Source organism: Rhodanobacter panaciterrae, assembly GCF_014651895.1.
In the GTDB taxonomy this organism is placed as follows: Bacteria; Pseudomonadota; Gammaproteobacteria; order Xanthomonadales; family Rhodanobacteraceae; genus Rhodanobacter; species Rhodanobacter panaciterrae.
On sequence record NZ_BMXT01000002.1, the window covers coordinates 870879 to 885300 of the forward strand.

At 63.7% G+C, this 14422-nt stretch carries 10 protein-coding genes; 3 read left to right on the top strand and 7 right to left on the bottom strand.

All coding sequences use genetic code 11. The features are described 5' to 3' along the window. The first annotated feature begins 273 nt into the window (after nucleotides 1–273). The 3 genes from xth to IE071_RS13270 all read left to right on the top strand — a co-directional run bounded on the left by xth (nucleotide 274) and on the right by IE071_RS13270 (nucleotide 2661). Nucleotides 274–1041 carry an exodeoxyribonuclease III gene (gene xth, locus IE071_RS13260; RefSeq protein ID WP_189441693.1) on the top strand — a complete coding sequence of 256 codons (768 nt, stop codon included), beginning with the start codon at nucleotides 274–276 and terminating at the stop codon, nucleotides 1039–1041. After that, complete coding sequence (locus tag IE071_RS13265; protein WP_189441695.1) at nucleotides 1038–1718, top strand: YecA/YgfB family protein; 681 nt, start codon at nucleotides 1038–1040, stop codon at nucleotides 1716–1718. Before xth ends, IE071_RS13265 begins: the two co-directional genes overlap by 4 nt. Before the next feature lie 109 nt (nucleotides 1719–1827). After that, a complete protein-coding gene (locus tag IE071_RS13270; RefSeq protein ID WP_189441696.1) occupies nucleotides 1828–2661 on the top strand; it encodes a pirin family protein in 834 nt (277 codons plus the stop codon). 109 nt (nucleotides 2662–2770) lie between these two features. Here the strand turns inward: IE071_RS13270 and IE071_RS13275 are convergent, their stop codons facing one another. The 7 genes from IE071_RS13275 to IE071_RS13305 form a co-directional block, all read right to left on the bottom strand. Next, a complete protein-coding gene (locus IE071_RS13275) occupies nucleotides 2771–5554 on the bottom strand; it encodes a discoidin domain-containing protein (RefSeq protein ID WP_229792900.1) in 2784 nt (927 codons plus the stop codon). 67 nt (nucleotides 5555–5621) lie between these two features. Then, nucleotides 5622–6443, bottom strand: a complete 822-nt coding sequence (locus IE071_RS13280; protein WP_189441698.1) for a carbohydrate ABC transporter permease — start codon at nucleotides 6441–6443, stop codon at nucleotides 5622–5624. Next, a complete protein-coding gene (locus IE071_RS13285; RefSeq protein ID WP_189441700.1) occupies nucleotides 6440–7333 on the bottom strand; it encodes a carbohydrate ABC transporter permease in 894 nt (297 codons plus the stop codon). Before IE071_RS13285 ends, IE071_RS13280 begins: the two co-directional genes overlap by 4 nt. Beyond that, nucleotides 7330–8652, bottom strand: a complete 1323-nt coding sequence (locus tag IE071_RS13290) for a sugar ABC transporter substrate-binding protein (RefSeq protein ID WP_484593330.1) — start codon at nucleotides 8650–8652, stop codon at nucleotides 7330–7332. The genes IE071_RS13285 and IE071_RS13290 overlap by 4 nt, the downstream gene beginning before the upstream one ends. After that, nucleotides 8649–10112 (bottom strand): glucoamylase family protein, encoded by a 1464-nt coding sequence (locus IE071_RS13295; protein WP_189441702.1) that lies wholly within the window; start codon nucleotides 10110–10112, stop codon nucleotides 8649–8651. The genes IE071_RS13290 and IE071_RS13295 overlap by 4 nt, the downstream gene beginning before the upstream one ends. A 135-nt stretch (nucleotides 10113–10247) precedes the next feature. After that, nucleotides 10248–13115 (bottom strand): TonB-dependent receptor, encoded by a 2868-nt coding sequence (locus IE071_RS13300; protein ID WP_189441703.1) that lies wholly within the window; start codon nucleotides 13113–13115, stop codon nucleotides 10248–10250. A gap of 167 nt (nucleotides 13116–13282) precedes the next feature. Then, a complete protein-coding gene (locus tag IE071_RS13305; protein WP_189441705.1) occupies nucleotides 13283–14293 on the bottom strand; it encodes a LacI family DNA-binding transcriptional regulator in 1011 nt (336 codons plus the stop codon). Nucleotides 14294–14422: the final 129 nt, after the last annotated feature.

Sequence of the window (14422 nt, forward strand, 5' to 3'; positions counted from 1 at the left end):
GTAGTGCACTTGACCGCAATAGGAGCAGGAAATCTGAGTTGCCTCTGACTCTTGCTTCCCCAGCATACATCGGAATGCAAGGTTTCGGTGGGTTTTCCGCATAAATTCATGTATATCGGGCCGCCGCTGGCGTCAAAATCCGGTTTTTCGCCAGGGTGAGCCGCGTTGCAGCGCCGTTTCGGCTGGCATCGGAGCTGTCGGTCCGGTTGCTACGAGGCGCGATGATTCCCCGTTTTCGGTAACCCGCTCAGGCGCTTCCCTTACAATGCCGCGATGAAGATTGCCTCGTGGAACGTCAACTCGCTGAACGTGCGCCTGCCGCACCTGACCCAGTGGCTGGCCGACGCGCAGCCGGACATCGTGGCGCTGCAGGAAACCAAGCTGGAAGACGCCAAGTTTCCGGTCGACGAACTGGCCGCGGCCGGCTATCGCGCGGTGTACTCAGGCCAGAAGACCTACAACGGCGTGGCGATCCTGGCTCGCGAGCAGCCCACCGATATCGTCACCGATATCCCCGGACTGGATGACCCACAGCGGCGGATTCTGGCCGCCAGCATCGGCAAGCTGCGTGTGGTGGATCTGTATGTGGTCAACGGCAAGGCCGTCGGCGACGAGAAATACGCCTACAAACTGGACTGGCTGGCCAAGGTGCGCGAGTTTCTGGCGCACGAGCTGGAGCGTCATCCCAACCTGGTGGTGCTGGGCGATTTCAACATCTGCCCGGACGACCGCGACGTCTACGATCCGGTCGCCTGGGGCGAAGACATCCTGTGCTCGCCGCCGGAACGCGCCGGACTCAAGGCGATCACCGACCTCGGCCTGCACGACAGCTTCCGACTGTTCGAAGCGGGCGCTGAACATTACAGCTGGTGGGACTACCGGCAGGCTGCGTTCCGTCGCAACATGGGCCTGCGCATCGATCTGATCCTGATCGGCGAGGCACTGAAATCCGCCGCCACGGCGGCGGCGATCGACCGCGAACCACGGCGCTGGGAGCGTCCCTCCGACCACACGCCGGTGACGCTGGAACTGGATATATGACCGCAAAAACCGAATGGCCCAGCTCGCTGGACGACAACGAACTGGATGAACTGGATCGCTACTTGCGCGCGCATACCGGCGAAGGCGACCTGCTGCTCGACGGCGTGCATGGCCTGCTCAGCGCGCTGGCGGTCGGCCCGCTGCTGGTGCTGCCTGACGAATGGCTGCACGAGGTGCTGCACGAGCCGTTCGCCGATGAGGAGGAAGGCAATCGCGTGCTGGCGCTGCTGGCCAAGCTCAACGATTCGATCAGCGCCGAACTCGATGTCGAGGCCTACGAACCGATCCTCGGCGAAGTCGAACTGGAAACCGGCCCGATGCTGTCGGCTGCTGGCTGGTGCGAAGGTTTCAGCCGCGGCATCGACCTGCGCGCGGCGCTGTGGGAGAACCGCCTGTCCGAGGATCCACAACTGATGGAACTGCTCGGCCCGGTGATGGCCTTGGCGGTGGACGAAGGTATCCTCAGCGCCGATACCGAGTTCGAGAAGCTCAGCGAGGAGGAGTACGACGAATGCCTGGCGCAGGTGCCGGCCGTGCTCGGCGCGGTCAATCAGTACTGGCAGGCCAAGCCCGCCACCGAGGCGGAAGTGGAAACGATGGTGCTGCAGCAGCGCCCGGACAAGGATGACGATGACAACGCGCCGCCGCGCCAGCGCAGCGGCCACTGGGTGCATTGATCGTCGACCCGGCGTTGCCGGAATGAAACGATCCGTTCCTGTGCCGGTGCTTGGATAAGCGCGGCAAGGGGGCCATCTTGGCGGGCATCATCCTTTACCGGAGCAAGCCATGAGCGATCGCCACATCACCCGCCGCATCCGCGGCACCGACACCTCCGACGGCGCTGGCGTGAAATTGAAGCGCGTCATCGGCCAGCCGGCGCTGGACATGCTCGATCCGTTCCTGCTGCTGGACGAATTCCGTTCCGATGATGCTGGCGACTACATCGCCGGTTTCCCCGAGCATCCGCATCGCGGCTTCGAAACGGTCACCTACATGCTGGCCGGGCACATGCAGCACGGCGACAACCACGGCAACCGCGGCGACCTCACCCCCGGCAGCGTGCAGTGGATGACCGCCGGCCGCGGCATCCTGCATTCGGAAATGCCGCAGCAGGAAAACGGCCTGATGTGGGGCTTCCAGCTGTGGGTGAACCTGCCGGCGAAGGACAAGATGACCGCGCCGCGCTACCAGGACATCGGCCCCGAACGGATTCCGGTGGTGCATCCGGCGGAAGGCGTCGAGGTGAAGGTGATTGCCGGCGAGCTGGCCGGTGCCGTCGGCCCAGTCGAGGGCATCGTCACCGCACCGGTGTACTTGGACGTAAGCCTGCAGCCCGGCGCCACGTTGACGCTGGATCTGCCGACGGGACATCACGGCTTCGCCTATGTGTTCGAAGGCGAATCGGCGCTGGTCGGTGGCGAGTCACTGCAACGCAGCGAGCTGGGCGTGTTGTCCGAAGGCGAGCAACTGCAGCTGCGTGGTGGTGACAAGCCATCCCGTCTGCTGGTCGTTGCCGGCAAGCCGTTGAACGAAAGCGTGGCGCGCTACGGGCCGTTCGTGATGAACACGCCCGAGCAGATCCACGAAGCGATCGCCGACTTCCGTGCTGGCAAGTTCTAAATAAAAAAACCGCTTCTTGTCATCGCCCCTCTCCCCTCGGGGGAGAGGGGCGATGACCGAAGGAAATCCCCTTGCGGGAAGGTAAGGGGCAGGTGCTCGTTGGGAAGTTTTAGAGCTGCGGCTCGACCCGCAGCGTAGCCGGCAACGCGTGTATCGCGATCTCCCCATCCCGCCATGCCACCGGCAAGCCGTTGAGTAACGTATAGCTCAATGGCATGCCGGCATACGGCCACGGCAGCACCAGCCCACCGGGTGGCACGTTCAGTCCGGCCGGGATGCGCAGTTCAAGTGAGCCATCCTGTTCGCGCAACGTATAGCTGAGTTCGCCATAAGGCGTGCGCAACCGTTCGATGCCGACACCCTGCCCTTGCAGCCAAGCGGCAGGAATCCCGGCGGCCAGCACCAGCGCATGATCACGCCCGCGCTCGTAGGCGAACATGTCATAGAGCGAGCGCAGGAAATCCGAGGCGATCCACGCATGTGGCATGTCGCCGACGAAACGAGGCTTGCGCGGATCGTGGCCGACTACTTCGGCCCACTGATTCCACGCCGCCGGGCGGCGGTCGGCCATGAAGAAGTTCAGCAGCTGCGGCACGCGCTCGCGCCAGCCCAGTCGCACGAACGCGGCCACGTTGCGCCATTCGTAGGGCGTGTAGTCATCCCACGTCTTGGTGCCGCCGCCGCGCGCCACGAAGCCCTGCCAGTAACGCTCGAAGGTCTGCTGCAGCAGCGCCGGCGGCAGCCAGTCCTGCGCGTCGCCGGGCGATAGCGCGATGGTGGTGGAGGTGGGATCGAAGTCGCCCAGTTCGGCGGCGCCGGGAATGAAGTCGATGCCGTGCTGCCGCACGGTGGCGAGGATCGAGGCGTGCAGGTCGGCGCGAAACTGGTCGCGCGATTCGGCGTAGCGTGTGGCCTCATCCGTATGACCGAGCGCCGTCGCCAGCTGTACCGCATCGTCATAGCCGACCAGCGACCAGAAATCGTCCCAGTACGAATGCATCGGCTTGGCCGAATAACCCTCGTGGCTGATCGAAGCCGGCATCAAGCCATACAGCGCATTCGTCTTCTGCGTCGCCGTGCGTTCACTGGCGCGCAGCTGGTCCATATAGGCCAGCGTGCGCTCGACCTGCGGCCACAGTTGCTGCAGGCCGGCGCGGTCGTGGCTGTAACGCCACCATTCGGCGATCGCAAAGATCAGCTCACCCTGGCTGTCGTTTTCGGGCACCGGATCCGCACCGCGCGCGTCGACGCAGCACGGCACCTTGCCGCTACGGAACTGATGCGGCGCATACCAGTGCACGAACTCACCGACGACATCGGCGTGGCCGCTGCGCAGCAAGGCCTCGGTCATCATCGCGCCGTCGCGGATCCAGGTGCGCGCGTACGAGCGCGTGCCCGGTTGCAGCGCGTGGCCATCGCGCGACAGCAGCATCTGCGCCTGCGCGCTGCGTGCGGTATCGGCGAGTGCCTGCTGCGCCGCGGGTAGTTGCAGGCTCACGTGGTTGAGCTTTTCGCGCCATGCGGCGGCGACCTGCTCGCGCTGTTGTTGCAGCCACGTCGCTGCGTCGTGCGGTGGCTGGAATGCCTGGTCGTCACTGGGCACCACCAATCCCACAGTGACGCTCGCATGTGCCGGGACAGTCAGCCGATACAGCAGTGCGCTCTGTGCATGTCCGATGTCGTCGTGCAGCGAAGTGACGCGTGGTTGCTCGCCGCGGGCCAGCCGTTGTGGCAATGCGCCAGCCGCATCGGTGCCGGCGACGAAGGCGGCAGGTGGTTGTAGCGGCACGACACGCAGCCCGCCGTTGATCTGCAGCGACCGCCCATCCCATGCGAGGTCGTGGATCGGACTGATACCACCGGGTGTGTTGAGAAACTGCGTGGGCGGATTGACCTGGAACGGGCGCACCAGCAGTGCCAACGTGAGCGAACGCGTTTGCGCGCCGTCGTTGCGCAGGCGGTATTGCAGCAGCAGATCGGAGCGCGCCGGTGTGCCGCTGGCGAACACGCTGGTGTCCAGTCCGAGTTCGCCGGACTGCCAGTGCACCGTCGGCATCGGCAGATAGCCGTCGAGCAGACTTTGCGTGGTCTTCACCGTAGCCCAGTCGATCAGCTGATGGCCGTCGATCAACATCGGTTCGATCGACCAGCCGCCCTTGCGCACTTCCACCGCACCGTCCTCGGAGAGCAGGGCCGAATGTTTCGCGTCGCCATCCACACCGACCAGGGTCCAGTAGCTCTGCTCGCCGGAGAAGCCGCGCGGATAGACGCCGCGCGGCGCCTTTTGTGCCTGCTGCAGGAGCAGTGCGTTCGGTGTGACAGCAGCAACCGCCGGCTCGCCCGCGGGTGCCGGTGGCAATGGGGTCAGCCGCAGATGGCTGACGCATAACGTGCCCTTGCCGCCCTGTCCGGCGTAGACCGTGAACTCGATCGCGCTGGTTTTCCGCAGCGTGCGATCCTTGGCCGGCCCCCACGCCGACTCGATATCGCGCCGCTGCGCGGTGATCGTCTGCCAGTCGGCGCCGGGCTGGTAGTTCTCGCGCCGATACCACCACACGTTGTCGCCGCTGGCGTCGAGCAGCTTCAGCTGCAGATCGTTCGGCGGCATCGTGCCGCGCACATCGAACGACAACGCGTAATTGGCGGGAAACGTGAGCGGCAAGGTGCGGCGCAAGGTGGCGCCGCCGGAGACACCGTTGAAATTGAAATCCAGACACAGCGCTTTGCCGTTTTTCCTATCGATCGAGCGCAGCGATGCGCTGATGTCGTCAGTACCCGATGCCTGCCACGCAGTTGGATGGCTGAAGTCGTCGAGAGTTTGCGGTGTGGTGGCGTGTGCTGCTGTTCCAAGCAAAAGCAGCAGTACGAACTGAAGTGCACGACAAGAGCGCACCCCCTCCCAACCTCCCCCTGCAGGCAGGGGGAGGAGCAGGTTGCGGCACCAGTGAAAACTCATGCGCTCAGCCCTTCACGCTGCCCAGCAGCAGCCCTTCTAAGTAATAGCGCTGCATCGCCAGGAACAGCAGCAGCACCGGCAGCACGGTGACCACCGCGCCGGCCATCATCAGTTCGCTGTCTTGCGCGTGCTCGCGTGCCAGCGAGGCCAGCCCGATCGGCAAGGTGTAGTGCTCCTGCCCGGTCAGCACGATCAGCGGCCACATGAAGTCGTTCCACGCGGCGAGAAAGCTGAAGATAGCCAGCGTCACCATGATCGGCTTCAGCAGTGGCATCACGATCTGCATGAAGATGCGCCATTCGCCGGCGCCATCGATGCGCGCGGCTTCCAGCAGTTCGTCGGGAATGCCGCGTGCGTACTGGCGCACCAGGAAGATGCCGAATACGGTCGCCATGCCCGGCACGATCACGCCGGCGTAGCTGTTGACCAGACCGATGTATTTCAGCAGCAGGAACAGCGGCAGCATCGCCACCTGCGCCGGAATCACCAGCGCGCCGATCAGTGCCTGGAACAGCCGCTCACGACCGGCGAAACGCAACTTGGCGAAGGCGTAGCCAGCCATCAGGTTGAAGGCCAGCGACAACACCGTGATCGCGCTCGACACCAGCAGGCTGTTGAGCAGGTAGCGACTCATGCCGGCATGTACGAACAGTTCGCGGTAGTTGCTCATCGTGGCGTGCTTCGGCAGCAACGGCGGCGGCAGCGCGCTGGCACCACCGGGCGGCATGAACGACACCGACAGCATCCACAGCAACGGGAACAGCGCGACCATCGTGGCGCCTATCAGCAGGCCATTGATCAGTGCCTTCGCCAGCCGCGGGTTCATGCCGGTGCTCCATCGGGATGCTCACCGCGGCGCGAGAGTTTCAGCATCAGTACGGTCACCGCGAACATGATGATGAACAGCAGGAACGCCACCGCCGAGGCGGAGCCGAGGTTCCACCACTTGAAGCCCTCGTCGTACATCAGGTACAGCACGCTGGTGGTGCTCTGCAGCGGGCCGCCCTCGGTCATCACGTAGGGCTCGGCGAACAGCTGGAAATAGCCCGACACGGTAAGGATGCCCACCATCAGCAGGGTCGGCCCCAGCATCGGCCAGGTGATGTGGCGGAACTGGCGCCAGCTCGACGCGCCGTCGATGCGCGCGGCCTCGTAAAGATCGAGCGGAATCGCCTGCAGCCCGGCGAGGAAGATGATCATGTTGTAGCCGAAGTTCTTCCACACGGCGAACAGGATGATCGTCGGCATCGCCCAGTGCGGATCGCCGAGCCAGTCGACCGGATGGATGCCGAGTGCATTGAGTGCGTAGTTCATCCAGCCGTATTTGGTGTTGAACAGGTAGCGCCAGATCACCGCGGTGGCCACCACCGTGGTCACCACCGGCGCGAACAGCGCAGTGCGGAAGAACGGCTTGCATTTCGCCAGCGGCGAATTGAGCAGCAGTGCCGCACCCAGCGAAGCGCCCATCGACAGCGGCACGCCGACGGCAACGAAATACACCGTGTGACCGAGCGCCGACCAGAACAGCGGACGCTGCAGCAAGGCCCAGTAGTTCTGCAGCGCCACGAAGCGCAGGTTGTGGATATTCGCCAGCGCGTAGAGGTCGTAGTCGGTGAGGCTGAGCACCAGCGCGGCAATCACCGGCAACAGGAAGAACACGCCCAGCACCAGTAGCGCCGGTGCGAGGAACAGCCAGGCGGCGCGCTGCGGATTCATCGCGCACTCCCGCTGGCGGCTTGTGGATGATCGAGCACCCAGCGACGCTTCTCGAGGATGCGGTCGACCCGATGGTCGATTTCGACGGCGGCCTGGTCGATCGTCAGCTGGCCGGCGATCGCCTGCGCGGCGACCAGTTGCATCTCGGTGGCAATGCGTTCCCATTCCGGCACGGCCGGTGTCGGCCTGGCGTTTTCGAGTTGCTCGCGGAACGCGCGTGCCTTCGGGTCGTCGCGCAGCGCGCCGCCTGCCCACGAACTGCGTCGCGGCGGCATGTCGCCGAGCAGATCGTAGAAGCGTTGCTGCACGTCCGGTTGCGACAGGTATTCGATCAAGGTCCAGGCGGCTTCCTTGTGCCGCGAGCTGCGGAAGATCACCAGGCTGGAGCCACCCGCCGAACCGATGCCGGCAGTGGTCGGGCCGGGCAGCGGTGCGGTCGACCAGTCATCTTGCTGCGCGGCCGGCAGGCGCGAGCGGAACTCGCCGATGTTCCACGGACCGGACAGGTAAAACGCGTAGACGCCGTGGCCGAATTCCGACCACGGGTTGCCGGCTTCGACATTGGTGATCGCCGGCGCCTGGTGCAGCTTGAAGGTATCCACGTAGAACTCCAGCGCGCGCTTGAAGCCGGCGCTCTCGAAGTTGCCGTAGCGACCGCCGTCGCGCAGCAGTGGTTCATCCTGCTGCAGCGCCAGCGACATCAGCTGTTCGTATTCGTTGGTGGGCAGCAGGATGCCCCAGGTATGGCGCTGCGGATTGCTGAGCGTGGCGAGCATGCGTCGCCACTCGGCCCAGTTGCGCGGCGGTGCATCGAAGCCGGCCTGCTTCAGCAGATCCGTGCGGTAGAACAACAGCCGCGTGTCGACGTACCACGGCACGCCGTACAGCGCGCCGTCGATCACGTTGGTGGCCCAGATGCTGGCGAAGTAATCGCCCTGTTTGATTACCGCCGAGTGGTCGACGCGCGGTTGCAGCGGTTCCAGCGCATTGAGCGCCACCATTTCCGGCAGCCAGGTATTGCCGAGCTGGCTGAGGTCCGGCGTGGAGCCTCCGGCGAAAGCGGTGAGCAGTTTCTGGTGCGCCGCACTCAATGGCAGCTGCTGCACCTTGACGTGGATGTCCGGATGCGCGCGCTCGAACGCCGGCAGCAGCTTGAGGATGGCCTCGCCCTCGCGACCCACGGTCCAGAAGGTGAGCGCGTTGTCGTCGCTGCTCGATGAAGTACAGCCGCCGAGCAGGGTCAGGCAGGTCAACAGGCAGGCCATCAGCATGCCGCGCACCGGGCGCCGACGCATGTGGACGGCCGCCGCTGGATTCATGGCTTTCCGGTCGCCTTGTCGAGCCAGCCGCCAGTGAAGCCGGCACGTTCCAGGCCCTTGCGGATGTACGGGTTCTTCTTCATCACGTTCCACACGAAATCGCTGCGCCAGTTCTCGATCATCAACACGATCGGACCCTGGTCGAGGCCCAGTTGTTCGGTGTCGACCCAGCCGATCGGCGTCAGCTTGCCGCTGCGCAGCAAGGTATGGGCGCGGAAACTTGGATTGAACGCGTCGACGAAGCCGTGCTCGTTGTAGATGTATTTGCCGTAGCGGAGCGTCATCTCCTGCAGCGCGGGAATCACCAGCTCGGGCGCAAACGCGATCGAGCTGGCGGCCGCGGTCGGCACCAGGGTGCCGTCGTCGACGATATAACCGAGTCCGGCGCCACGAGCCGTATAGCCGTAGAACTGCTCATGCTGACGGTTGCCTTCCACGATGATGCCGCCGGGGCCGTTGCTGGCCGTCAGGCCCCACACGTTCTTGCCGTAGCCGGTCCAGCCGGCCGGATTGGCGATCGCGTAGTTGCGCTGGGCGATCACCGCACGGCGGCTGTTCTCGAAATAGTCCAGATCGTGCTCGCGATTCCACGCGTCGCGGATGCCGCGAAAGTCGATCCACACATGGCTGAACTGATGTCCGAACAGTGGCCCGAAGTTCAGCAGTTGCTCGCCCTGGAACTCACCCCAGCTGCGCGAATAGGTGCTCGTCCACGCGGTCCATGCGTCGGCGCCAACCGGATGGGTGGGCGAGCCAAGCGCCAGCACATAGACCAGCATGCCTTCGTTATAGCCCTCCCAGTCATGCGGGATGAACTTGCCACCCGGCGTCCAGCCCATGCTGATCAGCGGTTTGCGCACCTGTGCCCAGGTCCAGTTGACCCGGCGGTAGATGCTGTCGGCCAGCGTGCGGATCTCGCGTTCCTGCGGCGTGTCGCGATCGTAGTAGGACTGCGCGAACAGCACGCCACCGAGCAGCAAGGTGGTATCCACGGTGGACACTTCGGTCCAGCGCGCGAAGCGCTTGCCGCTCTGCATGTCGAGGAAGTGGTAGTAGAAACCCTGATAGCCGCTGTCGTCGTCTTCGCTGCCGCCCTGCGGTGCATGTTCGAAGAAGCGCAGCGTGGTCAGGGTGCGTTCGATCGCCTGCTCGCGCGTGATGTAGCCGCGCTCCACGCCCACACCGTAGGCGGTGAGACCGAAGCCGACGGCGGCGATGCTGGAAAAAGAGTCGCCGGGGTAGTGATCGGGGATCAGTCCATTGACGGGATTCGCGCTGTCCCAGAAAAAGCGGAAGGTGCGCTGTTCGAGGTCGTTGACCAGCGCCGGGACTGCGGGAGCCCGGGTTGACGTGGCTGTGGCGACCTCACCGTTTGGTCGGGCCAGGCTGGCGGGTGCGGTGAGAGCCAGCGTTGTGCCGAGCAGGACGGGAAGCCATGCGTGCCGGTTGAAAAACATCATTGATTGTCTGCCGTGCCTTGCGGGTGGTGATCCGTTGAAGCCGTGCTTGCACGCGACTTCAACGGATCGTCCGAATGTCCGCCCGCAGTGTACGGGCGGACCGGTGGAGCGGCAGTACAGCTTGCCGCAGGTGAATCAGAACGTGTAACGCGCACCGATCTGGAAGCGGCGGGTCTGGTTCGGATCGGCGCCGGTGGCTTGCCCGAACGTCGGATCCGGCGTGGCGAAATTGCCGTAGTGATAGAAGTTGGTGTTGTAGCCGTTGATCACATCGCGGTTGAGCGCATTGAAGACATCAAAGCGCAACTGCAATGCCTGGCTCTGGCCCCAGCGCCACTCCTTCGATATCGCCAGATCGAGGTTGATGTATGGACGTCCATACTTGCCGTTGATGTACTGTGCGCAGTTGTAATCGCACCCGACGAGGCCCGGTGCGGGGTTGTAGCCCATCGAGTAGCCGTAGGGCGCGCCCGAGTTGTAGGTGGCGATGGCACTGAAGCGGGTATCCCACGGTCCGTGGACCTGTCCGCTGAGGACCAGGTTGTGTTTCGGACCGACGTAATCCTTCGGGTATCCGCTCGGGTCAGCGTAGTCGAGCGAGTAGTTGTCGTTGCCGCTCTGGTGCGCGCGCTGATAGGTGTAGGCGATATCCACCCCCCATCCCGACGCCGTTGTATACGGCTTGCTGATGCCAATCAGCACGCTGCTCGACTGGGTTTTCTTGTACGCGTTGCTCAACACCACATACGACACCGCGGCACCGGGCGGATTGATCAGCGTGAAGCCATAACCCGGTACGCGGTTGCCCCAGACCCAGGTGAATTGCCGGTAGCCGAGTACACGGGACAGCGTCAGCGAACCGGTCCAGTCACCCATCACCTGCTTGATGCCCACGCTGAACTGGTCGGTGTACGGTGCCTTGGTGTTGTTGTTGATCGTATCGATTTCGGTGCTGAAGCCGGCTTGGCCGGAAGCGAGAATGCTGTTCAGCCCCGCGGGAGTGAGGTATTTCGGATCCCACGCGATCGTTCCGGGCGTGGCGCCGTTCGGGCTGAACAGGAAGGTGTAGTTCGGCACCTGCGAATGGATCGGTTCCTGGCTGAGCCAGTCGTACGGCGTGCGTGAGTAGTAGCGGCCGGCGCCACCGAACACGGTGGTGCTGGCATCGCCGTCCTTGCTGACGTCGAGCGAGAAACCCAGACGCGGCTGGATCTCGTCCTTCTGTGCCTTGCGGTTGTTCCCGGTGCTGATGTTGTCCTGCAGGCCGTTGTACTGGAGTACGTCGTATTGCGACGCCGGCGTGACGTAGTTGTTGTCGAGCGCATTGGTCTCGTAGTCCCAGCGCACACCCAGGTTCAGCTGCAGGCGCGAGGTGACATCCCAGTCATCCTGCGCATAGATACCCAGCTGGTTGTCGTGGATGTGGACCCCCGTACCTTGCGGTGAATACACCGCGCGATAGGGCGTGTTGAATCCGCCTGGCTGATCGAGGCTGTAGCTGTAGGACGGTACCGCATTGTTGTTCTGCAACAGCCGCAGGCTGTAGTCGGCATATTTGACGCCGATCTTCACGGTGTGGTCGCCATGCCACGACAGGCCCGAGAAGGTCAGGTCGTCGCGCAGGGTGATCTGATCCTGGGCCTTGTTCTGCAGGCCGGAGGCACCGCCGAGGGTGGCGGCTCCTTCGTAATTTTGCTGGACCAGATTCGGTTCGGCAGCCACCGGATTCCACGTATAGCGACCCGAGTCGATCAGCAGGTCGTTGGTCCAGATGTCGCCGCGCGCCTCCCACTTCAGCACCAGATCGCCGACATCGTTCTTGCGGCTGGTACGACCCTGGTACGCCTGCGTGCCATTGTTGAAAATGACCTCGTTATCCTTGCGATCGGAATAGCTCAGGTCGACGTTGTTGTCCTGATTTGGCTGCCAGCTCAGCTTGCCGAACCAGGCTTTTTCATTGAACGGTACCGAGAAGGTGCCGTTGTACTGCGCGAACTGCGGGTAATTCGGGCTGATCGCCACGTTCGCATTGTTGACGTCCTTGCGTTCTTCGTAGTTGATGAAGAACTGCAGCTGATCCTTGATGATCGGGCCGCCGATGTTGAAGCCGCGCTGCTGGCGCTTGTAGTCGGGCTTCTTCACGTGATTCTTCTTGTCGAAGGAATCCTGCGCGATCATCGACTGGTTCTGGAAATAGTCGTAGACGGTGCCGTGGAATTCGTTGCTGCCTGACTTGGTGACCGCGGTGATGATGGCGGTGCCGGCCTGCTCGTACTCGGCCTTGTAGTTCTGTGTAAGCACGCGATATTCGGCGATCGCTTCCTGCGAGAACGGATTGCCGCGGCTGGAATCCTGACCGACCAGACCTCCTTTCAGGATGTCATTACGCTGGCTGGCGCCGTCGATAAAAACGTTTACATTTTCGGCCGACTGACCGCCTGACGAGAACGATTTATTGGTTGGGTCATGCGAGATGGTGACGCCCGGCACCAGCTGCGCAAAGTCGAGGAAGTTGCGCTCGTTTTGCGGCAGGTTGGCGATCTGCGCCTGCGAGACGTTTTGTGCCACTTCCGAAGTGCGTGTCTCGAACAGCGACGCTGCGCTTACGGTGACGCCGGTCAGGTTGGTAGCGTTGGCGGTGCTGGGTGCTGCCGCTGCCGCCGCGGTGTTCAGATTCAAGGTGAGCGACTGACCCACATGTACGGCGACGGTCTGGTTCGCACTGCTGCCGTTGCCGCTGGCCACGATGTTGTAGCTGCCTGGCGCCAGACCGACCAGGGTGTAGTTGCCGTCGGCGGTGACCTTCGATTTGTTGACGAAGCCGGTGGTGGTATTGGTGGCGACGACGTCGGTTGGCACCTGCCCTTGCGGTGCCGTGATATGGCCGCGCAGGGTGGCCGTGCTGTTCTGGGCGTAAACGACGCCCGGCAGTGAAAGTGTGCTGGCGAGCAAGCCGGCGAAAGCCAGCGAGATCTGTCTGGATAGCATGCGTTGATTGACCATGACCTGACCCTCTCCCGTAATCGGTGCAAGTAGTTCGGACTGTCTGCTGTCGCGTTGCTTTGTGTTGCCCGTGAGCGGAACGCCCCCACGATCCGTTCAAGCAGAACCGCCTCATGTCGATGCGGTTCCAGCCGGCGCCGCCCTGCGCCAGTCTTGATGTCTGTCCGCTATACGAGCGGTGCGCCGCTGGACACCCGCACCACCAGTTCGGCGTTGACGCGGCGATGCGTGCCGGCCATCACGGTGTCCGGGTTGTCGATCTGTTCGCCCAGCAGCTCCATGGCCTGGCTGCCGAGTTCGGCGATGTGCACCTGGATCGTGGTCAGCGGCGGCGTTACGTAGCGCGCCATCGGCACGTCGTCGAAACCGCTGATGGCGATTTCCTCGGGTACGCAGATACCGGCGTCGCGCAAGGCCGCCATGCATCCGATCGCCATCATGTCGTTGGCAGCAAATACGGCATCCGGGCGTGGCCGCAGTGCCAGCACCTGCTGCCCGGCGCGGTAACCGGATTCCTCGCTGAAGTCACCGTGCAGCACGATCGCCGGACTGTCCGGTGAGTGGCTGGCGAGCGCTTCGCGGTAGCCGAGTTCGCGTTCGGCGGCATCGCGGTTGCCGGATGGCCCCTGGATGAACACGATCCGTCGGTGGCCGAGTGCCAGCAGGTGTTCGACCATAAGACGTGCCCCACCATCGTTGTCCACTGACAGCGCGCAGTAGTCGGCGCCGGCCAGCCGGGTGTTCATCAGCACGGTGGGCAGGTCATGCGGCAGGTTCTGCTGCAGGAAGGCGGCGTCGGCATGCGGCGACATCAGCAGCAAGCCATCGACGCGGCCCTGCATCGCGCGCAAGGCCGCGGCGGCGGCATCGGCGTCGTCATGGGAGCTGGAGACCAGCAGGTGCAGGCCCCGCGCCCGCGCGGCCAGGTCGATGCCGCGGATCAGCTCGGAAAAGAACTCGCCATACAGATCCGGCAACAGCGCGCCGATGGTGTTCGTGCGGCGGGTGATCAGCGTGCGTGCCGCGGCGTGCGGCACATAGCGCAGGCGACTCGCGGCATCACGAATACGCTGGCTGGTCTCGGCAGTCACTCCGCGGCCGTCATTCAGGGCGCGAGAGACGGATGCCACGGAGACCTTGGCTTCACGCGCTACGTCTTTGATGGTTGCCGCTGCCATAAGGAGTTGCCCGGAAGCTCCGAAACCCAGTCATGGCGGCAACGTAAACGTTTTCATGGCGAGTTGTAAAGTGCCTGTAAAGACAAGATTTTTGCTGCGTTGCGGAATGTTTTTTCCAGCTTTGGCCAC